This is a genomic window from Arthrobacter sp. 210 2, assembly GCF_059093025.1.
Genome location: NZ_JBNHIE010000009.1, coordinates 66,887 through 89,414 on the forward strand (window position 1 = coordinate 66,887; position 22,528 = coordinate 89,414).

The 22,528-nt window shown below is 59.1% G+C and carries 13 protein-coding genes and 1 pseudogene; 5 read left to right on the forward strand and 9 right to left on the reverse strand.

Annotation, left to right across the window (positions count from 1 at the left end; genetic code table 11):
• The first annotated feature begins 2 nt into the window (after positions 1-2).
• Positions 3-1,415, forward strand: a complete 1,413-nt coding sequence (locus AC5RWA_RS16440) for an amino acid permease (RefSeq protein ID WP_494058346.1) — start codon at positions 3-5, stop codon at positions 1,413-1,415.
• Positions 1,416-1,511: 96 nt separating this feature from the next.
• On the opposite strand, the gene AC5RWA_RS16445 is transcribed toward AC5RWA_RS16440, so the two are convergent.
• From AC5RWA_RS16445 to AC5RWA_RS16460, 4 genes and pseudogenes are all read right to left on the reverse strand, one after another.
• Complete coding sequence (locus AC5RWA_RS16445; RefSeq protein ID WP_494058435.1) at positions 1,512-1,787, reverse strand: restriction system modified-DNA reader domain-containing protein; 276 nt, start codon at positions 1,785-1,787, stop codon at positions 1,512-1,514.
• A gap of 93 nt (positions 1,788-1,880) precedes the next feature.
• Positions 1,881-2,309, reverse strand: a pseudogene (locus tag AC5RWA_RS16450) (HNH endonuclease family protein); the annotation flags it as partial.
• Between the two features lie 12 nt (positions 2,310-2,321).
• Positions 2,322-3,644, reverse strand: a complete 1,323-nt coding sequence (locus AC5RWA_RS16455; RefSeq protein ID WP_494058347.1) for a DUF262 domain-containing protein — start codon at positions 3,642-3,644, stop codon at positions 2,322-2,324.
• Between the two features lie 905 nt (positions 3,645-4,549).
• Entirely contained in the window at positions 4,550-5,338 is a 789-nt protein-coding gene (locus AC5RWA_RS16460) for a FadR/GntR family transcriptional regulator (RefSeq protein WP_494058348.1), read from the reverse strand.
• Between the two features lie 95 nt (positions 5,339-5,433).
• On the opposite strand from AC5RWA_RS16460, the gene AC5RWA_RS16465 reads away from it, so the two are divergent.
• From AC5RWA_RS16465 to AC5RWA_RS16480, 4 genes are all read left to right on the forward strand, one after another.
• A complete protein-coding gene (locus AC5RWA_RS16465; protein WP_494058349.1) occupies positions 5,434-6,312 on the forward strand; it encodes a carbon-nitrogen hydrolase family protein in 879 nt (292 codons plus the stop codon).
• Between the two features lie 9 nt (positions 6,313-6,321).
• Positions 6,322-7,671 (forward strand): APC family permease, encoded by a 1,350-nt coding sequence (locus tag AC5RWA_RS16470; RefSeq protein ID WP_494058350.1) that lies wholly within the window; start codon positions 6,322-6,324, stop codon positions 7,669-7,671.
• A 48-nt stretch (positions 7,672-7,719) separates the two neighbouring features.
• On the forward strand, positions 7,720-8,499 hold the full coding sequence (locus AC5RWA_RS16475) for a carbon-nitrogen hydrolase family protein (protein WP_494058351.1): 780 nt from the start codon (positions 7,720-7,722) through the stop codon (positions 8,497-8,499).
• A 285-nt stretch (positions 8,500-8,784) separates the two neighbouring features.
• Positions 8,785-9,462 carry a hypothetical protein gene (locus AC5RWA_RS16480; protein ID WP_494058352.1) on the forward strand — a complete coding sequence of 226 codons (678 nt, stop codon included), beginning with the start codon at positions 8,785-8,787 and terminating at the stop codon, positions 9,460-9,462.
• A 467-nt stretch (positions 9,463-9,929) separates the two neighbouring features.
• On the opposite strand, the gene AC5RWA_RS16485 is transcribed toward AC5RWA_RS16480, so the two are convergent.
• The 5 genes from AC5RWA_RS16485 to AC5RWA_RS16505 form a co-directional block, all read right to left on the reverse strand.
• Positions 9,930-10,724 (reverse strand): hypothetical protein, encoded by a 795-nt coding sequence (locus AC5RWA_RS16485; protein ID WP_494058353.1) that lies wholly within the window; start codon positions 10,722-10,724, stop codon positions 9,930-9,932.
• A gap of 68 nt (positions 10,725-10,792) precedes the next feature.
• Positions 10,793-12,850, reverse strand: a complete 2,058-nt coding sequence (gene drmB / locus AC5RWA_RS16490) for a DrmB family protein (RefSeq protein ID WP_494058354.1) — start codon at positions 12,848-12,850, stop codon at positions 10,793-10,795.
• Positions 12,843-16,037 (reverse strand): helicase-related protein, encoded by a 3,195-nt coding sequence (locus AC5RWA_RS16495; RefSeq protein ID WP_494058355.1) that lies wholly within the window; start codon positions 16,035-16,037, stop codon positions 12,843-12,845. The genes drmB and AC5RWA_RS16495 overlap by 8 nt, the downstream gene beginning before the upstream one ends.
• Positions 16,034-17,845: a UvrD-helicase domain-containing protein gene (locus tag AC5RWA_RS16500; RefSeq protein WP_494058356.1), complete on the reverse strand. Its 1,812-nt coding sequence runs from the start codon at positions 17,843-17,845 to the stop codon at positions 16,034-16,036. The genes AC5RWA_RS16495 and AC5RWA_RS16500 overlap by 4 nt, the downstream gene beginning before the upstream one ends.
• Positions 17,842-22,515, reverse strand: a complete 4,674-nt coding sequence (locus AC5RWA_RS16505; RefSeq protein ID WP_494058357.1) for a DEAD/DEAH box helicase — start codon at positions 22,513-22,515, stop codon at positions 17,842-17,844. Before AC5RWA_RS16505 ends, AC5RWA_RS16500 begins: the two co-directional genes overlap by 4 nt.
• Positions 22,516-22,528: the final 13 nt, after the last annotated feature.

Below are 22,528 nucleotides of genomic sequence, written 5' to 3' on the forward strand. Positions count from 1 at the left end.
CCATGGAACAACAGACAAAGACGTCTGCGCGCCCACTCGGCGCCGCCCTCAAACCCCGGCAGCTCACCATGATGGGGCTCGGAAGCGCCATCGGTGCGGGCCTCTTCATCGGCTCCGGCGCGGGCATCCAGGCGGCCGGCCCGGCTGTGCTGATCTCCTACCTCGTGGCCGGCACCCTCATCATCCTGGTGATGTGGGCGCTCGGCGAGATGGCTGCCGCCAACCCGGACAGCGGTGCCTTCTCCGTCTATACCGCCAAGGCGTATGGGCCGGTGGCCGGTGCCACGGTGGGCTGGTTGTGGTGGCTGCAGCTCGTGGTGGTGATCGCAGCGGAAGCGCTCGGTGCGGCAGGCCTGCTGGCCACCATCTTCCCCGCCCTGCCCGTGTGGCTGATGGCCTTCGTGTTCATCGTGGTGCTCACCGCCGTGAACCTGACCAGTGTGAAGAACTTCGGCGAGTTCGAGTTCTGGTTCGCCCTGCTCAAGGTGGCGGCGATCGTCGGGTTCCTCCTGGTGGGCGCCGCCCTGCTCTTCGGCTGGCTGCCGGGCGTCCAGTCGCCGGGCCTTGCCAATTTCATGGGCGACGGGTTCGCGCCCGGCGGTTTCGGCGGGATTGCCACGGCACTGTTCGTGGTGGCGTTCGCGTTCGGCGGCACCGAGATTGTGTCCGTGGCGGCAGCTGAGACGGCGGAGCCGGCCCGCAGCGTGAAGAAGGCAGTCCGGACCGTGCTGTGGCGCATCCTGGTGTTCTACATCGGTGCGATCTTCGTGATCGCGGCCGTGGTTCCGGTGGGTTCGGAGGGGCTGAAGAGCCCGTTCGCCGCGGTGTTGGAGGCCGCCGGAATGCCCGGTGCGGCCACCGCCATCACCCTGGTAGCTGTGGCAGCACTGCTGTCCGCGCTCAACGCCAACCTCTACGGTGCGTCCCGGATGGCGTACTCCCTCGCCGAGCGGGGTGAGGCACCGCGCTTCCTTGCCTCGGTGTCCAAGGCCCGGGTCCCGGTCATTGCGGTCCTGGCGAGTGTCGCGTTCGGCGTTGTCACAGTTGTGCTGGAGCTGGCATTCCCCGAGATGGTCCTTGGCGTCCTGCTGAACATCGTGGGCTCCACCTGCCTGTTGGTGTGGACGTCCGCGCTGCTGGCCCAGCTCGCGCTGCGCCTCCGTGCCGACCGCGAGGGAACGGAGCTTCCCCTGCGGATGCCCGGCTTCCCGTGGCTCACGTGCTTTGGCCTGGTCATTCTCGCCGCGATCTTCACGGTGGGCTTCATCGGCGAGGATTCCCGTCCCCAGCTCTTGAGCACCTTCGGGTTGGTAGCGCTGTTGGCGGTGGCGAATTGGCTGAACCACCGGAACCCGAAAGTTCCTGTCGCTGGTAACTCGTCGGGCGCTGCCAAGCAGTCGGTGCTGATCGACTGAATCCCGTCGCTTGGAACCACCACGCGGCTTCCGTTTGCAAGGGCGCGTCTGGCTTTGGCCCGGCGCGCCCTTCGCTATGCGAAGTATGGGCTGCTGCTACTCCTTTGGAGCGACTCGCGAGTTCTCCAGTTGACTGCGAAGGGTGGCAAGTGTCACCCCGCGCTCCCGATTTACCATCCAGAACGTCCAGCCATTGGCAGCGCGTCCTGTTAGTCGCTTCGCCGCGCCCGACGGCGTTTCAAAAGGGACTCCTAGTACCAATATGAAGCCATTCGCAAGAATGGTGGCTGATTCCGATGCTTCTGTACCTCGTGTGTAAATTTCTTGCCCAACAGTCAGCAATCCTGCCTGTATAAGGTCCGCTACCGACACATCATGGATGGCGTCTCCCCGGAACTCACCCTGGTTTACGCCAAGGGCTCGCTCGGGTACGGGCCAGATACTGAATATGTCTTCAAGCAGGGCCGACGTCCTTTTGTCGATCGCCTCTTCATCCCATCCGTTGGCGCCCAACAACCCAAGCTGCTGATTCATCAGCAAGACGCTGTGCTCGTTAAGTGCTTCTAGCTTGCCCCCGGGCCCAGCCCACGGACCGTTGGAAACTTTGCTGTTCAAACCGCCCGCCACTAAGGTCAGGTTCCCGAGCCGGTGGATATGCTTGTCCCGTTCCATTTGCTGCAGAGCGTCGTCGCCGACACCCCAGTTACGCCGCCAGCTCTGCGGCAACAAGTGCTCGATGGAGTGCATTCCTCGGCGGACCCTACCCTCAGTGAAGGATGACCTCGAGGTTCCGTAACCTCTGTAGTGATCTTCTACTGACTCGAGCACCATTTGGAGGAGTGATCTCCTGAATCTCCTGTAGACAGGAGCCTCAAGAAGCTCGGCTTTAAGGTCCTTATCAGATGGTCAAGCCAGATTCGGTGCGCTTGATTCCGTAAGTAGATCCGTAAGTGTGTCTCCAGCGTAGTCACGAGAGGAATCCTCGAGCCGGGTGATCAGCCCCGCCACGAATTGTCCGATGCCTGCATTCCCCGACCGCATTAGCGCGCGCCTAACGAGCCAGCTTTCCAAGGAGACAAGAAACCGGGTCAGTTGCGCCTGGGGAATGGAGGCCTTTCTTGGGTCTAACGCCCATATGAGGAGCGGCCCGGCACTTTGTGTTCCCAGTACTGACGTTCTGTAGGCAAAGAGTTCCAACCGGTTCAGATCGCTCGATTTGTCTTCCGCTGCTTCGTTCCACGACCTGTAGCTCACGGCGCAGGCGTCGATGTGAGAAAGCATGTCTAAGGTCGCTTGGCCCGACCTGCGGTCCGCAAACTGCTTAAATTTTCGGAAGACCTCGCTAGTTGGTACTTCAGATCCGGTCTGAGAGATGAGCCATTGGCTTAGGTAGAGGGAGATCCGGGGGGACGCAACGCGTCCGATACTTACTTCTTTTTCCCAAAAGGAGGTTTCGAAATGCGCCCAGTACTTCTGGTACATCGATTCAGTCTCCGGCTGGTCGAGATCCAGCCGCTGGAAGACGAAGTTCTTGATCAGGTCTGCTCCGGTGAGGGGCGTGCCGCGGGCATTCAAGGTCTCAAAAATTTGCTGGGAGTCTTCGTTATGCTCTAGCTCGATAGCCACGAGAGTTAGTTTGTGGATTAGTGTTCGCGTGAGAATCTTGGCGCGTTCGATCGGATCTCCAAGCTCAAGCCAGGAGCGAATCCGTTCTAAGAAGAAGGAATGCCCTGCGGTCAATAGACCATGTGACCCAGCTGTTACCGCCACCGACGGTTCTACATCTCCAGCCATGATGATGGCCAGATATTCTTCTTGGTCACGAGTGGTGGGGGTCAATTTGTATCTATCAGCCGGACCTAAGAAGGTTTCGCTATTTCGAAAATGAGCCCTGAGATACTCGGCTTCTTGTATCCCATACTCACCGATAGCACGAAACGCGGCATGGAAGATTAATTGGAGCGTCGTCAGACGCTGTTGCCCATCTATGACTGATCGGGTTTGGACTGCTGCGGCTCCCGAGACCTTTTGCAGGACCACTGCGCCCATGAAGTGGGGTTCCACGGCATCACCATCGACTGCAACTCGGCCAGCCAGTCTTTCAATGTCTTCCCACAATGGTGCCCATTGTCGTTCTTCATTCCACACATAAGGTCGTTGAAAAAGTGGAACGAGGATGCGTTGGCCAGCCTGAAATACTTCCTGAAGGTTTTTAACATTCGTGTCCATATAGGCCTCTCTTCAGTTCAAAGTCTTTCAAGCTCTGGCTTCGAGCAACGAAATCCTGCACTCTTGAGGTTAGCGGGGAAACAGTGTGTTTGGCATCAAACCGTGATGGTCAGCGATTCCAGAGCTGAGCACGGTGTTCGGTGATGAGTTGGGCTTCCAACTGGAGCGCGAGCGCTCTTGTCTCGACCGTCTGCCAACGAACCTCGAGACCTGCATGATCAATTGCTGAACGGGCCGCGGCCTTTGCCCTCAGGGGTCTACCCTCAAGAGATTCATCCAGCCGTGCTTGGAGCCACTTCGGGTCCTCCAGGGCTCTGTCAAAGGCATGCTCTCCTAAACCGGAACCGGCTCCCTTGCCGCTGGCGTAAATGGCTAGGCGGCCACGTAGGCCGTTGCCTTTCCGTTCTCCGGCCATCCCGATATAAACGGGGCCGCGCTGGGGCTCTGCTGCAATCCGGAACATGTAAACGCCGGGGAATCGCGGTGCGACTCTAAGGGCATCGTCGAACGGGATCCACTCGGACCAAGTGCCGTGCGTGGGTTTAACGACGGCAGGGTCGAGAGCGGGCCGAACTCTAGGCCTTTCAACTGTTGGTAGATGGGTTGGAATGGGTGGGTCGGCCGGAGGCGCCAGCGGTTTAGGGATACGCCGCCCGCGTTCGGCAGTGAGTTGTTCGACGTAACTCGGCCTAAGAAACCAGTTTCCTCCATGCTGTGGAGGAATTTGCCGGGCACCTGGAGGCCGTTCATCACGAAGCCTTTGTCGTAAGGTTTTCGGATTTATCCCAATAATTACAGCAGCCTCTTCCGCGCTGATTACGAAGTCATCCACGAGGACATCTTGCCGTACAGGCTCGGTAGACATAGCCAGGCACGACGAGGGATTGCGTGATGTCGATGCAGGGTTATAGCTGCAGGCCGCTTCCTTCAGCCCTGGGGCTTGCCGGCACTCCGCCCTGCGCCAGTCCCATAAACATCGTCCGGTGCAGGATGTCCACGTGCTTCCGGGAGACTTCGACGGCCTCCTCGACGCGGCCGGCCCGGAGGGCTGCAACCAACTCGATGTGGTCGTGGTTGGACTTGTGGAGCTTCTCGATCGGGTAGGGGATGAAGTAGTCGTAGAGCTCTGCGAGAGTCTCGTGATACACGTCGACGGCTGTGCCCATCCCTGACGCCGTCCCCACCAGTTGATGGAACCTCTCGTCCGCCTGATGGTAGACGGACCAGTCCGTGGCCTCCGCCATGTGGTGGGTCAGCCGCTCCAGCTCATTAAGCTGCTCGGCCGTGGCATTAACAGCGGCGTAGTGCGTCACGGCGCATTCGAACAGCAGCCGCCGGTCTACCAAACGGTTCACGGCCTGGGACTCCGCCGGCGACGCCGAAAGTTCCGCCAGCACATCCGGAGGTGGCGAATCCGCCACAAACGTTCCGCCCGCCCGGCCGCGCCGGCGGACCACCACGCCCTGCTCCGCCAAGCTCGCCAAAGCGCGCCGCGCCGTGATCGGACTGACCGACAGGCCGAGGGCGACATCCTCCTGATCCGGCAGCCGCTCGCCAGGCTTCAAGAGGCCCAACGAAATCGCCATCCCGATCCGCAGCCGTACGGCGTCAATGGCACTACGCCGGTCCGTCCCGGGCATCCTTCCGGCACCAAGACGTGAGGGCTCGGCGGTGTGTTCCAGCTGACGGGTCATATCCGCTACCTTACGGCCCACGCCGCCCCCTTTCCTTTATTGGTTCATTCTGATCTAATATAACCCGGATCACACCCCAACGCGGAGACAAACCCATGCAACGCATCCTTCCCCTCATCGCTGCCCAGGTTCGGCCGCGGCTCATCGGCGAACCCGTCTCGGCCTTCGCGGACGAGGTCAAGAAAGCCCTCGAAGCCCAGCCGCACAGCAAGCTGGTCGTCTTCCCCGAGCTCCACCTTTTCGGCGACGAAGACCCGGACCTGCAAAGAACCGAAATGCTCCAGGCCTCCGCCGAACCACTCCACGGGCCGCGGGTCAAAGAACTCAAGCAGCTCGCCAAAGACCTCAACATCTGGCTCGTCCCGGGCAGTGTCTGCGAGCGCGGCCCGGAAGGGCAGCTGTTCAACACCCAACTGGTCCTGTCCCCAGAAGGGGAGCTGGCCGGCTACTACCGCAAGATCTTCCCCTGGCGCCCGTTTGAGCCGTACGACCCGGGCGACAAGTTCACCACCGTGGACCTGCCCGGCATCGGCAGGGTGGGCCTGAACATCTGCTACGACGCCTGGTACCCGGAGGTGTCCCGCCAGCTCGCCTGGATGGGCGCCGACGTGATCCTCAACGTCGTCAAAACCACCACCCCGGACCGGAAACAGGAACTGATTCTCGCCAAGGCCAACGCCATCGTCAATCAGGTGTTTATGGTCAGCGTCAACTGCGCCGGCCCCACAGGCCAGGGCAAGAGCATCATCGTGGACCCGGAGGGAAACACCCTCACAGAAGCAACAGATGACCAACCGCAGCTGCTCACCGCGGAACTGGACCTTGCCGCCGTCGACCGCGTCCGGACGCACGGCACGGAGAACCTCAACCGCCCCTGGTCGCAGTTCCGCGAGGGCGAGCCCGCCGTCGAACTTTCCGTCTACCAAGGCCGGATCAATCCGGCCACCTGGACACCGCCGTCCTACAAGCCGTAAGGAAACACCGTGACAACAACCCTCACCCGCACGCTGAAGCTGCCCTCGCTGGTCCTGTTCGGGCTGGCGTACCTGACTCCCATCATCGTCCTGGGGATCTTCGGCATCATCGCCGAAACCACCGGCGGCGCCGCGCCCGCCGCGTACCTCGTGGCGCTCGTGGCCATGCTGTTCACCGCGCACAGCTACGGCCGGATGGCCATCGCCTACCCTGTGGCCGGCTCCGCCTACACCTACGTCCGCCGCTCCATCGATTCCCGGGTGGGGTTCCTGGTGGGCTGGGCCGTGCTGCTCGACTACCTCTTCCTGCCCATGGTCATCTGGCTCATCGGCGGCTCGTACCTGAGCGCCCAGTTCCCAGGCATCCCCATCGGCGTCTGGATCGTGGGTTTCATCGTCATCACCACGCTGCTGAACATCCTGGGGATCAAGGTGGCGGACAAGGCCAACTACGTGCTGATGGCGTTCCAGCTGCTGGTCCTGGTGTTCTTCGTGGCGCTGGCCATCGGCAGCGTGGTGTCCGCCAACGGCGCCGGGGGACTGGCCAGCGGGCAGCCGTTCTTCAATGACACCGCCAGCTTCGCCACCATTTCCGCCGGCGCGGCCATTGCCGCGTACTCGTTCCTGGGGTTCGACGCCGTCACCACCCTCACCGAGGAAACCATCAACCCGCGCCGGACCGTGCCGCGCGCCATCATGCTCGTGGCCCTGATCGGCGGCGGCATCTTCGTGGCGGTGTCCTACGTGACCCAGCTGGTCCACCCCGGCGGCGTGTTCGAGGACTCGGCCTCCGCGGCCAGCTCCATCGCCCTGCAGATCGGCGGGCAGCTGTTCGGCGCCGTGTTCCTGGCGGGCCTGGTGGTGGCGCAGTTCGCCTCCGGCCTGGCCGCGCAGGCCAGCGCCTCCCGCCTGCTGTACGCGATGGGCCGCGACTCCGTCCTGCCCAAGGCGGTCTTCGGCCGGCTGAGCGAGAAGTTCCACACCCCGGTGGCGAACCTGGTGGTCACGGGCATCGTGGGCCTGATCGCGGTCTTCCTGGACGTGGCCACGTCGACGTCGTTCATCAACTTTGGTGCCTTCACCGCCTTCACGCTGGTGAACGCCTCGGTGGTGTTCCACTATGTGCGCCAGCGCCGGGCCGGGCAGCAGCTGAACCCGGTGTCCTACGTGGTGGTCCCGGTGATCGGCGCGATCATCTGCGCCTATCTGCTCTCCCAGCTGGACAGCAACGCCATTACGCTGGGTGTGTCCTGGCTGGTGCTGGGCGTGCTGGTCCTGGCCCTGATCACGCGCGGCTTCAAGGCGTCGCCGCCGGAGATGACGGCCACGGAGAAGGCGACGGTCGAGGCCGCCGCCTGAGCCTGTTTCGTTTGTCGTGTGGCCGGTGGGCCGAGGGAAGGAACAGTTGTGAGGATTGCGCTGGGGCAGCTGGAGTCGGGCGCCGACATCCAGGCCAACCTCGCCGCGATCGAGCGGTTCGCCGCCGAGGCAGCGCGCGACGGCGCCGCGCTGGTCGCCTTCCCCGAATACGCCACCTACGAGAAGAAGAAGGTGGACGCCACGTTTCCGCAGGTGGCCGAGCCGCTCGATGGACCCGTCTGCCGGGAGCTCGCCGAGATTGCCCGCCGCCACCGCATCGCGCTGATGGCGGGCGTGGTGGAGACCTCGGATGAGCCGGGCAGGGCATACAACACCTTGGTGGCGTTCGGGCCCGACGGCGGCCGGCTGGCTTCCTACCGGAAGATCCACCTTTTCGACGCCCAAGGCTTCGGGGAATCGACGTTCATCAAGCCAGGACCGTCCACTGATCCGGTGGTGTTCGAGCACGGGGGAGTCCGGTTCGGGCTGATGACCTGCTACGACCTGCGGTTCCCGGAGCTTGCAAGGTCACTGGCCGACGCCGGTGCTCAGGTCCTGCTGGTCTGCTCGTCCTGGGTGCCGGGGGAGCACAAGACGGAGCAATGGCTGGCGCTGAACGCGGCGCGGGCGATCGAGAACAGCGTGTACGTGGCCGGAGTGTGCCAGGCGCCGCCGGTGTCGGTGGGGCGGAGCGTGCTGGTGGATCCGATGGGGGTTGTTGAGGCAGACCTTGGGCTGGAGCCCGGGGTGCGGGTGGCGGAGGTTTCGCTGGAGACGGTGGCCCGGGTGCGCGAGTCGTTCCCGATGTTCAGGCAGCGGCGGCTGTAGGGGCCGTCGTCAGTCGTGCCGATAAGGAAGACGCAACTGCCTGCATCGCATTACTGGGCACTGGGACCACTATCTCAATGCGGGCGTTGCCCTCCCGTCCGGACGAGGAGGCATTCCAGCTTGTTGATCGGAGTATCTCGACACCTCCACTTGTCCACCAGTTCTTATGGGTATAGAAGCAGTCCGCACATGTAGGTACGGAGAGGCGGACTCATCAGGAATTAGCCAACAGCTAGGCCCCCGCCACCTCAAGGTATAGGCTCAGCTTGAGCCATTGGAGGGGCAATGAGTAGTGAGAAGTCCAAGTTTCGGCAAGTGCTGGTTGACGTTGCGCAGTACGACAAGGACGGAAACTTCATACCCCTCGACTCCTTAAGCTCGGGCGGGGCTCGGAACGCTGACGGTTCCCTCATCACCCAATACCGTAATCCCAGGCTTGTAGAGCCAGCAAACGAGCCCGAGGCCGATCGCGAGTTCGACGAGTGGCTGAATCGCGAACATGAGGCACGGCTCAGGCGCGAAGAAGAGGCCGAGGAGCTGCGTCGCAAGGAATACGCCGAAATTGCCAATCTTGTCGTCGACAATCTTGTAATACCCTTCGCCCAGAAAGTCGTCATCCCGCAGGCGAAGGAGCTGTGGCGTAGCAAGGTACTTCCCGGAGGCAAACAGCTCGCGCGGCGCTGGCATCGCACGAAGAGGGGCCAGCTCGAGGTCCCGCTCGTTACGGAAGATGCGACGCAGCTTGCGGCGGAGCCAAGGACGCCATTGGGAACCGGGCCCAGCACCGACCAAAACGCTGGATCAGCGTATGTCCAAATCGGCGGCGAAGACGTCCCGTTGGTCGGCGTCATAGTGACTGACGGATGCTGGAGGCTCGACCCGCCTACGGATTCAGTGGCGTATGACGCAATAGCGACGACAGTTGACGGACATCCAGCCGAAAACCGTAAACGACATTGGTGATGCTAGTCCGCGCTGGATACAGTCTTGGACAAATCGACCCACAGAAACTGTCCTCCATCCCTTGGGATACGAGACGTCTCCCGGGCTAGTGGTAGCCGCTTTGTTTCTCCGCAATTAGGGAGGGGCTCCGTCGTCTGACCTCTTGTGGATTGTCAGGTCCGTCAGCCATGGCGCACGGACGAGGATGTGATTCGGCAGTGCCCGCGGCGAGCCGTCCCGAGGCGCGGTAGTAGGCGTCGGCCGCGGTGGTCCCAGACGGACTGCTGGCCTGACGGCGGTCGCAAGTTGTCGGGGTCAACAGAAACCTGGATCACTACAGGCTCACGCTCCTCGCTTCGACCGGCAGCCCGGACCAGACCAAATGCGGGAGCCTGCAGCACCTGATTATCAGGGCACGCCATTCCAGGGGCGGTGATGTGACGTACTCCGCGCCGTCCCGGAATAGGCGCGTCTAGCTGAAAAGAACTTCAGCTAGACGCCTTCACGACGTCCGGCTCTGGAACGGGTTCTTCTTGCCGTGGCTTTGTGAGCTCCAAGCTCGAGAGATGATTCTTGAGTCTCTTGCACATAGGAAGATAGGTAGCCCAAGTAAAACCGCCAGACACGACTGCCCCGACAACGGGCACAACTTTAGCGACCCCCTGAGCAAAGACCTTCTTGGTCATTTCGATACCCAGGCGACCCGCGACTTTCTTCACGATGGGGTAAATAACACCCTTGGTAAGCGCCTGCTGCGGCAGTTGCCGGATGACCTGCTTCGCAACCATATCTGCGACCTTCGCAACGCCCTTGTTTGCCGCCTGCGTCCCAAACATCACACCAATGAAGAGGGTCAGCACCGCTTTGGTTGCATCGTCCATTTCGTTGCCGTCGCCAGAAAAAAGATCGGGCCAGCTGTACAGGTACGCGAGCTTCTGAGCAATCCGGAGCATGTGCGCCATATATTGCGCCATATCCGCAGGTACCGTGCCGATCACGGCAAAACCACCGGGTATTCCCGCCGCTGCAGACAGCACGGTGACTTTGGCAGTTTCGTACTTGATCGAGTCGTCCGCTGCTTTATTCAAGGTTTCCAGTGGGATGCCCGCTGCCGCGGGAGTGCCGCTAATTGCGTTGAAGATCTGATCATCGGTGCAGTATCGAGCTAGCGCCGCCCGCAGATAAACGTCCCTGTCGATTCGCACCCCGGGAACTTTCACTGCCACACCCAGCAGAGCGTTGAAGTTTGCTTCCGGGCTCTCGGCCACCCTGGTTGTAGTCATAGTGTGCTAACAGTACCTCTCAGCGATCGATTTCCTGGCGCGCCCCGCAGCGTGGTCGTACGGATAAGTCAATGCAGCTCCGCGGCGATGGTTGCCGCCGGAACATCAGGCGCGAACCTCTTCCAGTCATTGGTGTCCAGCCACGCATCACGCTCCGTGTCATTACCTCTGACAACTACGACCCTTTCGTTAGTCCAAATGAAGTCCGCGATCCAGGCGCAATTCGGCCCGAAGTCTGCGCCGACATCAGGCACGGCAGAGGTGAGGGCGCTTAGCTGATTACCGAGACCTCGCACTGCTGGGTCCGCGGATTGGAGCGCCTCCTCCCAAGCTTCGTCAACTACGCAGTCGGTAGCCTTACTATCACTCGTGACGGAAGCGTTGTACTCCTCATCGTCGAGCAGGTCGGCGAAAAGCGCTTGCTCTCGCGTCAATGGACTTATGCCGAACAAGAGGCCCCGGTCCAGGTTTCCATTGAAGTGCTCGCAGCTAGTTTCTGGGAGATAGACACAGCAGTGGCATGCCGCCAAGTTTCGCCCGTCGGCTCCAGCCCCAGTCGACTCGATACAAACTGGATCGGCCGAACACCATGAAAGTCGGCGTAGTCCTTCTACGAAGACGTTACCTAGGACGTCCGCGTCGGCTTGGGCGGCTAGACCACCAAGGCTTCCCGCCGAGTCGGCCGACGCCGTAAAGATAAGGATCCCAGCCATGGTGTCATCAACGTACAGCCGCTCACGAATGGATGATGCCGGATACCCGGCATCGAGGGCCAGCTCATCAATTAGAACGTGTGCGAGTGTATGGACGGCAACCTTGGCAATGTCGACAGGTACGGCGGTCTGGTTGCGCTGAGCGGCGGCCTTTTTGGCGTTCTTGTCCAGAAGATCCTTGCGCTTGAGGGCAAATTCCCCTTCTGCCCAGATGCTCAACCGCGTGCGATCTAGGGCGATGAAAATTCCCTCACCGATGTTTTCGATTGCTGGAAGCCAGCTAGCTGTTTCGTTTTCTGGGCTTAGAGCGCATTTTTTGACGTCGGGGTTGTCTTCAGACGGAGCGACCAACCTGCTGAATCCGTTCAATGCCCGGACTTCTCGGAGCCGGGTTACCCGTCGAACAGCCGAAACAATATTGTGCAGCCTAGGGTCGACGTCTTCGTGAAGGCAGACAAAGTCGCGTCCTGGCCCATCTTCACGTCCATCGAGTAAGGCCTCAAACTCCTGGCGTCGCAGGAGCTTGAGATCAGGCTCACCCGATTCATCATGAAACTGCCGCTTGATTTCGGCAAGGATCTGGTCTTCAGAGAACTTTCCGCCGTAGATATTGGCGACAGTCTTGATAGCAAAGCTCCCGGCAGGAGTGAGGACCTCTGGCTGCTTGAGGAAGTCAGCGTGTTTGGACACGGCCTTAGCCAGGGACTCTGAGTACGGGGGAATGGAAATCACGGAGGACACCATGGGAAACCACACGTTGGAAGCACCACGCTGCAGGGTCCGCGGGCGCTTGTCACAAGAACGTTCGGAATAATTGGCCGAAGTACCTAGCCAGATGCGCCGGCCACGGCACCTGAAAGTTTTGAAGGCCTGGGGCGTGAAAGCATCGCCCAAAGATTCCCTGCGCCCGCAGGAACAGGAGACGATGATGTCGGCGAGTGATGAGGTGCGTCCGAGCGATTTCAGGCTCAGCTCGTGCTCCTCTGGATCCGCAGGGAAGTAGTCCCCATGAACCCAGTAGTAGTAGGGAAAATCGTCAAGATGACCGTTTTCGCAAGAAATTACTAGACGAGATGGACTGAGGGGCACTTTGGTCTTGCATATCCCACAGCTGGCTTCGTTCCACTTGGACTTGAGTTCCTGGAGCGTCCCGAGCCGATGGCAGTTGGGGCAGTTCTGAGTGAACGGGAATCTGATCACAGGGACGCGGCCGGTGTACTTTGATGCCGACGGAAGGCGCAGCGACGAGACCCCAAGGGCTCGGGCGAGACGTGGCTCAGGGATCTCGGTGAGCCTCTCACTGTCCCACTGATCCAGGCTGGCAACCATGTAGCTGGCATTCTCATCGGGCATTAGGCCACCGACGCCGTAGGTAGAAAGCACTTGCGATCGGCGGATAGCGAACTCAGACATTCGTGGAGTCCCTTCTTGGTGGCACCTGACGGAGCGGGGTCACCGCGTCCACGTCTCTCATGCTTTCGGGGGTGGCCCAGGGCGCGGCCTCCAGGGAAAAATCGAAGTCCTCGTGCTCAAGAGCCCTGGTGTATCTGATCAGCAGTGCATTCTGGCTGTTTCTCTGATCCTCGAACTGCAAAGATGCTTTATGGGAAGCTTCCTTGCCCCACACACTGCGGAGGTAATCTAGCTCCGTTTCCACCGCGTCCGCTTCCGCGGGAGCAACCCCTTCAGCGCGGGCGAGTATAGCCGTGACCACCTGCTCCAAGTGGTCGCCGTAAGACTCCACTTTCCCAGCGCCCTGGTTACTGGACAGGTCACCTACCACCATGCGGATGGCCGCGACCAGCACACCATGTAGGGCCCGATCGCGCGCTCGGGCGGCGAATGGGGTGGCACTCGTCGCCTCCACGGCTCGGTACATAGCCTGGTGGAAGGGGACAAAGCCTTCAAAATGGGACCTGTCCCGAGACTTCGAGGAATTGAATATCGTGACCACGAGACCTGGCCACCTGCGCCCCACGCGGCTTGTTGCCTGGATGTACTCAGCGCTGGACTGCGGCTGACCCATTACTGCCATGAGCCCTAGACGGTCTACGTCCAAACCGACCGAGATCATGTTGGTAGCCATGACAACGTCCTCCGCCGAACCCAGGTGGTAAGGCCGCTCGAGGTTCTTGAGGTTCGTCGGTATCTGACTGCTGGGGATACGGCTTGTAAGCTCGCTGGCTCTGACCCGTCGGACGGCCTTGGGCTGATTGTCACGAGCGGCGAGCAGCCCGAGTCTCGCATCAACGTCATCCGTGACTTGCAGAGACGCACTTCCAAGAACCCTGAGGCTGTTGAAGTAGCCAATCAATGTCCAATATGGATCGCGATCTGCGGGCTCAGCCTCGATGCGAGCGGCTGAGTTCAGGAGGGAAGCGTATACACGAACCATGAGCGTTGCATGACTCGTTCCTGACGCGAGGGCCCCGACATATTCACGGGTCCCCAGAAGGGATGATGCTGCCTTCATCGAGAAGAAGGAGTCGTCCGGGTCGAGGCCCGGCGGCGGGAAGAGCTCTGATTCTCTGTTGAATACGGCCTTGATTTGTTGGCTGGCCCTGCGGATAGTGGCCGTGGATGCTACAACTTTTGGTCGTCTCTGGCTGTTTTCGCAGCCTGGTCGTTGAAAGTCGCTGGCCGCCAGATCGAACGCGGTTTCGTAAAGTCCCACTGTAGATCCAAGAGGCCCGGAAATGAGGTGCAGCTCGTCCTGAATGACAAGGTCGGGGCCATAGTCATTGAAGTTTGTCCGTCCGAAGATCGCCCGGATGTCCCCGTTCCATGCCATCTGGGCGAACTTGTCCACGGTGGCTATGACGAGCTCTGGACGCTCCCTATAAATATCCGAATCTACGAGATGAACAGGCAATCCATCTGAATATTCACACTGCCTATTCGGACATTTGATTTTCATGTGCAGGACGGGGAACTTCGGAACCGAATAGTCCTCATGCGTGAGAACTTTGCCACACCAAGGGCAGGCTGTGAGCTGAACTGGGTTCCCCTCAATAACTTCCTGACCCATAGCGAGCTTCCGAAGATTTGCCCGAGCATCCTCTGGCCTGTTGGGTGTGACTGCGCTTCCAACCCACAAGCCGACGCTAAGACCTGACTCACCTAATTCCGGGTGTTCTTTCCGGAGCATCTCCAGTGAGCAAATTAGCATAGCGGCGCGCTCAAACTGCTGAATAGTCAAAAGACGGAGCGTATAGCGCATGATCGTCGCTACGCCTTTGGCATGAGGATCTCTGATACGGCGCAGGATGATCGTGTAAGCGATTAGGCCGAGGTAAGCTTCGGTCTTCCCACCACCTGTGGGAAACCAAAGTAGGTCGGCAATATCTCGCTCACCATGATCTTTATCGGTCAGCGAGGGAAGATTGATCAAGATAAATGCCATCTGGAAGGGGCGCCAGCTTTGTTCCGCATCCAGTGCGAACGGAGCCTTCTCGGTCGACGTGTCGCGTACCCAGTCCTGCCGAGAGCGCTGCAGATGCATCGCCTTGTTGGCAAGTTGGAAAGCACGGAATGCGGTTTTGTCGAGGCGGAGGGTATCGATGCCTGCCTGCATCCGTGATGCAGCCTTCTCAGCCGCGGAAAGGTGCCGCTCCGCCGTCGAACGAAGGAATTCCGGGACGATTTCAGCCGCTGATTTCGGAGACACAAGGCTGGTCTCCTTGCTGCTTATCCACTGCCGGTAATCATCCACCAAATCTTCGAGCGTGGAAATGACATCAGCAGCGTCATCACTTGAGAGCCGGGTGAATGAGAGATCTGCCTTCGTCTTCCCCGTTGTGGCGCGGTGTACTTCCTGACGGGGGAGGAATGTTGTCTCCACCCGCGAACAGAGTCCGTCCGCAACGTCCGAGTCCAACCAGGTCGCGGCGCAACCATGGCCCGCCGCGAAGCTCTGAGCATGACGGTAAAGGAGCTGTGCCGATGCTAGATCATCGTCAGCTGCAAGCACCTGATGAAGCATTTGGCGATCACGGAATGCCGGTACGTCTGTCGCAGCTGCGATGCCTACTTGGAACCAGCAAGCCACGTCGCGGTCGCCTGTACTGGGCTTAGGCAGCTTGTTCCGCAGCGACACAGTAACGGTCACTGTACCAGCGACCAACGGCCGGACGATCACGTGCAGTTCCAGCTCACTGTCTGAAAGGGGAGTGGCTATGGTTCCGGGCGCGAGGACGTCCAGGACCTCCATACCGAAGTCGACTGGCTTTCTCACCCACCGGAGCAAAGGATTTTCGCCCGGATACTCGACGGGGACGTACTTAGCCGCGTGCGGGGTCACAGACACGTGCGAGGTCTTGGAAACGTCTACGGTGAACGTGAGGCCAATGCTTGATGGATAAGTCATACGACTGGCAGCGACAGCTGAATCGACTGCGTCCTCCCCACTCGGAGCTAGTTCAGCATCGTCTGGCGCGTCTTCCTGGACGTCATCTGAAGCTGGCCAAAGGACTCCAGTTACGTATCGGTCGAGCGGACGTTCAGTAAGAACTTCATCTTCAGCCCCCGGGCCATACAGGTCCAGCTCAAGCCGGTTGACCATGTCATTCCTGAAGGCGTATTTGCTGGCGAGGGTGTTCACTCCGTGTCCTTCCAATGGGCGCGAGCCAATCCGGTAAAACGGGGGACGAGCCATAGGCCTGACCTCCCAAGCCCGACCTCCTCTGTCTGATCAGGGGAGCCTGCGGCACATTCAACGGACGCCAGTCTCAAGCCAGTGAAGCGTTGCGGCCAGTTAAACACTCGTCCTTTTTGATAGACCTTCTTTACGTCATATCCGAAAGTTACGCTGCTAAGACCGAGGGGCGCGCCTTCAGCATTCCGGAATTCATAACGAGAAGGCTGCCCATCAACGCCACTAACAATTTTTACTGCCGTAATCTGGGATCCTAAGGGTGTAGCAAATATGTTGGACTGAAAGGCGGGTCCATTCAAATCGGGTGCGTAAGGCGAAGCCGATGCCACATCCATAGAAAGAATTTCCATCCTACCTACATATGCTTGAGGCTTGCCGAAACGCATCTCCGTCCAGCGCCCTGTCTTTTCATGCTTCTTCCGGTAGAGAGCTTTGCTCTTGGAGATCCTGCCTGAGTCGATGCAGTCTCGCGCTCTGCTAAGAGCTACATAGGTCCGACGGGTAAGTTCGTCATAGTTTGGCAGATCTTTCAAGTTGTTATCGGGTTCAATATAAATGACGTGGTCAAATTCGAGACCTTTTGCTCTGTGTACGGTGGAAATAGTGACGGGGCATATGTCATTCACAGTGAGGGCAACCGGAATCGAGCGGCTCATGATGCGCCTTCCGAGACGAGCAAGATCGAGTGTTTTGTAATCTCGTGAATTCCCCTCGCTCTGTTTGAGGGCCAGCCAATCCTCTTCAGGATCATGCCGCCCGGCTTGGCGCAGATGGTCCAGTACGTCTTCGCGGTGATGACCCGTTGGTTCTAGGCTTCCGAGTGCTTCCCAGACCCACGGAGCCGTGCCTAGTTCCTGCGCTTGTCTACGAACAGTGTGATCGACGCCTAGCTCCGCTAAAACTTCACTGGCTCGAAGAACTTCATAGTTAGTGGCGCACAGTATGGCAGTGGTCTCGGGCTCGGGGTAAAGGAGTCCAGATAGCAGTTCAAACGGATCACATGTAGGCCTCTTGGTCCTGAAACGCTCGAGCTGCTCGAAGGATCCTTGGGTTGCTGGCCCTAGCTCTAGTTCCTGCCGAATCGCGCTACCAACTGTGATCAGTTCGAGCGCCCGCTCGCTCTTCGCCCGGTAGTGCTTATCAAGCTGCCTCAGCTCAGCTCCGTGCTCCTTTACGAGCTGCTCCATGAATTTTCGCGCGGTAGTTTTGTCATGCGACTCGGTGAGCTGAAAGTCGTAAATGCCTTGAAGCGGATCTCCCAGCACCGTGATTCCCAGACCGTCACCCGCGGCGACAATAAATGCCTCAGCGAGCTTCGCGCGATCACCCACCAAATCCTGAGCTTCATCAATGCAGAGGTGCGTCACAGCTAACAGGCTGTCTGGCAGGCCTTCTTGCTCGAGGAGAGCTGTTGCTTGCCGGATTCGCGCTTCAAAGGAATCATGGCGCTCGTCCACGTCCCCGAGCTCCAGCAGTATGAGCGACGCGAGGGAGTCGAATGTTCTGACAGTTACTTGATCCAGGTCAGATCTAGAAGCACGCTTTCGCGCGGCTTCGACCGCTGCCCGAGAAAAACTTAGCACCAGGATTTCATCGGCGGGGTTGAGGCCTTCTTCATCGACTAAGTACTGCAGCCTGGAGACAAGGACCTGCGTCTTACCCTGACCGGCGCCCGCAATGACGTATTGACGGTCAGACGTTTGCGCTTCTGCCACAGCGAGTTGGCTAGCATCGAGGGAGATTACTTCCGTCACGGGTTTTCATTCCACAGGTACTCGAAGTGGTTAAAGGCAAGTTTGTCCCCGAAGTTCTCGATGTTGTCCTTGACGTTGACAATGAGGACTTCGTCGCTGCCCCCGTTCTTGGGCCCCCGGAGGCCGCGTCCAATCATCTGCAGATACTTATTCGGTGCGAAGGTTGGCCGGCAGACGTAGACTGCTCCAACTTTGGGAGCATCGAAGCCTTGAGACAGGACATCAAAGTTCGTGAGAACACGAATTTTGCCTGTACGGAAGTCCTCGATCTGCCGCCGGCGATCTGCCGGGCTGGTCTTAGACGAGATCGCAGCGGCCCTGGCGCCTTCTCGGGTCAATACCGCAGCAAGTGCCTCAGCATGATTGACGGATGCTGCAAAAACGAGAGCAGTCGAGTGCTCCGCCACCGCTTTCACATGGTCAAGAATCGCATCGTTCCTGGTTTGATTCCTTCCAACAGCTTCGAGATCGATACGCGTCTCCAGCATTGCGCTGTCGGCTCCGGCTGAGCGTACAGCACCGCCAGTGAGCTGGATGCTAATTCCATCCAAAGCTTTATGTCGAACTTGCGCCAGGACGCCTATGCCCTGCAAATACTTATGGGCATTTTCAGAGGTGAATTGAGTAGGCATCAGCAGATGCCCGTCGAAGCGGCGCACGAGCCGCCCAGTCTCGGCCTCATTTATCCCACGGAAGGGAGTGGCGGAGAGGCCAAGTAGAGGTTTGCCGCGATCCGTATTTCCCCGTCCAAAGGCTCGGAATACTGACGTGTAGGAGGGAGCGATGGCTCCGTGAGCCTCATCGACGACGAGAATATCGGCGGCGAAGAGCCATTTGAAGTCAGTGAGGTTCTCTTCTGCCATTTTGCTCAATGTTTGAATGGTCGCCACCACAACGTGCAGCCGGGTCTCCTCTGGCTTGGGTCGCCTACCGCCCCAGAGCCGGCTGACGGCCATGCGTTCGCCTGGCACTCCTGCACCTTGCCAGACGTACAACCAGGCATCCACTGCCTGTTCGCAAAGTTCCTCCGTCTGTGCAATCCACACGACTAGCGAGTGTCCGTACGCTGTCCCTACGTGTTCAACAATCGACTGGACCGCCACCCTTGTCTTGCCTGCCCCGGTGGGGAGCTGAACAATTGCTCGATTCCGCGATTGACCTGCCAACAGAGTCCTGACTTGGGCGCTGACGTCGGCTTGATAATCGTGCATTGGATTAAGTCGTACCGGCCCAACCGCCTCCTCGCGGTCGGGCTTTCGCGGATCGTTGGCCTGACCCGCGAAGTCTTCTGAGATGCCAAGTCCTGCAACGAACTTCTTCGCCTCACTGCTTCCCCTGAACTGATCGGGTGTATTGATCCCTTGTTGCTCCAGGTAGGGCTTGATTTTTTGAAGAAGACTGGCACCGTGGAGCGTGCTCGCGAGACGGACCAGCTCCGTCCCACTCATCTCTTCGTCCTTCAGACGGCTGTCTACCAGTTCATAGACGTGATCCGGTATGAGCTTCCGGATTGTTGCTTCGCCGACAAGGGCTAGTAACTTTTCTTCGTCGCTCTGCTTCGAGAGCACGACCTTGAGGTGCGCGTCCTGGTCATACCTTTTCTTGGCTGCGCTCGCGCTAGCCAAGACCATCTGGGCGGAAAGTTTCTTGCCGGTGGCGTCCAGCAGCTGCTGGAGCCAGACGCGCTGAGGTAGTTCCGATTTGTAGTAGAAATAGTCGTTTTGAAGTACCGTCTCCCGTTGGCTGATGCTCGGCGGATCCCCAGCACTATTCATATGCTCGACGTAGAGGCTAGAGCACGGGACCGTTACAATTTTCGAGATCCCGCGTACCCCTTCTTGAACGAAAGGTATGCGCTTCATCAGCGTGAGTTCGTCTCCAACAGGCTCGAACTTAAGCGTGGACTCAAAAATAATCTCAATGGGCTCTAGCCCCCATTCGTCCTCAAGCGCATGCCGGAGTTCTTCGCGCTCCACCCAGAGAACAGAAGTGTCCCGGCTTTCCGCCAGATAATCATAGGTCCTTTTATTAACCGCGACCCGTGCCTCATCTAGCGGCTGTTCGGACCGGCCATACCTGGTCTTCACTGAGATCTGCCGTGGCTTCGGATAACCGTGGTGGGCCGCCAGACCGTACAGCTGATGCAATTGAGTGAGTTCCAGCTGTTTGTTAGCGAGTGAGTATATAAAGGGCCACTTAAATTTATGAGGATTAACAGGCAATTGGAGAAGTGCCGCTACATCACCTAAAACATTGCGGCCAAATTGGGGGACTGGCAAAAAACCGTCCGGAATTCCCTCAACCGAAGCAACAGCGTACCGAACGTCCACAATTCCGAAGGCAGTCGTGACTGCCCCGTGTTCCCGCACCCACCAGATGTCGGGGTCGGGGACCTTGTGGTCGTCGACGTATTGGTTGCTGATCTTCACATCCACGTCATAGTGACGCTGACTTAGGACCCACTCCGTGGCCCTTGCACGAACCTCCGCGCTCGCTTCGATTAGAAGCTCAAGTCCGTTTGTAGCAAAGGGGTGCGCGAAGGACAGGTGCATGGCGGAAACCGGCGTCAGCTTATCCCGGTAGATTGCAACTATCGCCTGGGAGATAGCGCTTTTCCACACCTGGTGCAAGGCGCCCGAAGTGATACGTGCCGGCTCCATAAGATTCTTGGGAACGCCTAGGGCGTGAAGGATCCGCACGTCGGGTTCATGAAATTTACCATCGACGACTAGGGCTGCGTCCTCGACGCCGTTAGGAGAAAAGAGGCCGCCGCGGAGCCAGACTTTGCTGGCAGGACGCCAGACGCCGTCTTCGCAGCGAACGGGAACGGACATGCCCGGACCTTTTTCCAAAAGGGTGAGCGCATCGGGGAAGGGGACAGATCGCGAAAGGGTCCATAGGGACTCTAGCGTGACAGGATCGGTGTCGTCCGTTGATAAGGCTGCTATGACCTTCTTCAACTGTCCTTGGGCGTTGAGGGGCCCGATGTCCAGCTTTCGCAGCAAGTCACGCACTTTTTCGGCATTGGCAAACTCCGGCGAGACGAAATTGGAAGCTAGGTCATCGGCGTCCATGGGCAGGAAAATGGCTGTGGCCACGGGACGCTGAAGGGAACCGTCGGCGGCAGGGATGATCCGAGCCGACCGCATGTCACGCTGGAGTTCGGGATGACGTTGATTGATCTCGACGGCGATTCTGAGAGCTGCGGAGTAGCTTTCAGTCGTCCCGGGAAAGACAACTTCCTCTATCCACTTGAGCGTTGAGGAACGTTCTTTCTGAGCCATATCCAGAAGTCGGTTTAACGTCGCATTACGATCCCGCGTGCTGGTAAGGCTACGGTGCGCCCAAGGCCGATCTTCGCCGACGGAGGCATCCCAAATTGACGTTATCCGGTTGGCGTCCTCGAATTCGGGCTCAATATTTAGACTGGTCGGTGGGCGCAGCACACCTGCCCTATCGGGGACGAAGTTCATCCGGGAAACCGTAGTCATCACAGGTTTGTTGAGGATCTCATCGGCCCAAGAACGGGCTTCACGTCCACGCGCAGGCAGGATGTCCAGGAAACTACCAGGGTCTTGCGGGTCGACCAGATCAGGCAGTGCGAACGCTACGATCTGCGGGAGTGTTCTGGTAAGAATTTCCTCGTTGTAAATTCCCGCCAGCATGTTTTGGCGATCCTCATTAAGCTTGAAAGCAGCGTTGATTACTCCGCTCAGGGTTGTGAAGGACTGCGTAGGGAAATAATTCCAGATCTTGCCAACACCGCGCCCTCTGTTCTTCACGGGCACTGCCCAAGAGACTCTTAACTCGGAGCGGGCGGCAATACTTCCGGCGTCTCTCATCGCCTCGTCCGAGGGGACATGGGGGAGATGGAACACGTCCCAGGACTCCTCTTCGCTGGCCGCCCGCAGAACCACACGCTCGCCACGTCCGTGAGGGTACCCGGTCCGCTCCACATGCCAGAACCGACGATCACCGACGTGTCGGTTATCGAACTCCAGCATCTTGATCTGATCGGCAAAGAGCACGAACTCTTTGGGAAAGAGTTTGAACTCATCGTTGAGCCAGTCAGGGACCTCTGTCATGGGCAGCCGAACGACTGATGTCGCCCATGCCATCAGTTCCCGGAGCACGGAGTCGTCAGCCGCTGCGACCGCTGGGTCAAAAGCTTCGGCCACTCGCAGAACAGGGTAGTGCTTACGGCCTGGAACGATTTCCGATATAGCTGATGCAGCCCTATGACGGTGCCAGCGCACGGAGATCGTTCGGCTGATTATCTCGGGTGCATCAGTCAGTTCGAGTACTGATTTGAACCCTAAACCGAACCGTCCGATTTTATCGTCACGCTTTTGGGAGGAGTGGGACATCAGGAGTGCCTCTAGGCCGCCTTTGGCCAGCGGCGCACCCTCGTTTGCGCAGTAAAGTGCACTGTCTGTCAGAACAAAGGCGACGCGTCCGGTCGTGCCTTCCATTGCATCAGCTGCGTTTTGGGCTAGCTCGTTGAGCTGTTTGCGGCCGTATCCGCTCTCGACAGTGCTGCGTTCCAGGTTGTCGTGCTCGGTGACGAGCTCCGGCTTTACGCGATAGGAATCTAGCGTGTTCTTGCTGAACTCTTTGAGCCAGGTTCCGAGACGCCCGTCTGGTCCGTCCCAACGATCTGTAGGCTGCACCGCAGCTCCCCCT

What these genes read in the sequence shown, in the direction of transcription:
- AC5RWA_RS16440 (WP_494058346.1), top strand. Translation starts at nt 3, where the DNA reads ATGGAACAACAGACAAAGACGTCTGCGCGCCCACTCGGCGCCGCCCTC.
- AC5RWA_RS16455 (WP_494058347.1), bottom strand. Translation starts at nt 3,644, where the DNA reads ATGGACACGAATGTTAAAAACCTTCAGGAAGTATTTCAGGCTGGCCAA.
- AC5RWA_RS16460 (WP_494058348.1), bottom strand. Translation starts at nt 5,338, where the DNA reads ATGACCCGTCAGCTGGAACACACCGCCGAGCCCTCACGTCTTGGTGCC.
- AC5RWA_RS16465 (WP_494058349.1), top strand. Translation starts at nt 5,434, where the DNA reads ATGCAACGCATCCTTCCCCTCATCGCTGCCCAGGTTCGGCCGCGGCTC.
- AC5RWA_RS16480 (WP_494058352.1), top strand. Translation starts at nt 8,785, where the DNA reads ATGAGTAGTGAGAAGTCCAAGTTTCGGCAAGTGCTGGTTGACGTTGCG.
- AC5RWA_RS16485 (WP_494058353.1), bottom strand. Translation starts at nt 10,724, where the DNA reads ATGACTACAACCAGGGTGGCCGAGAGCCCGGAAGCAAACTTCAACGCT.
- drmB (WP_494058354.1), bottom strand. Translation starts at nt 12,850, where the DNA reads ATGTCTGAGTTCGCTATCCGCCGATCGCAAGTGCTTTCTACCTACGGC.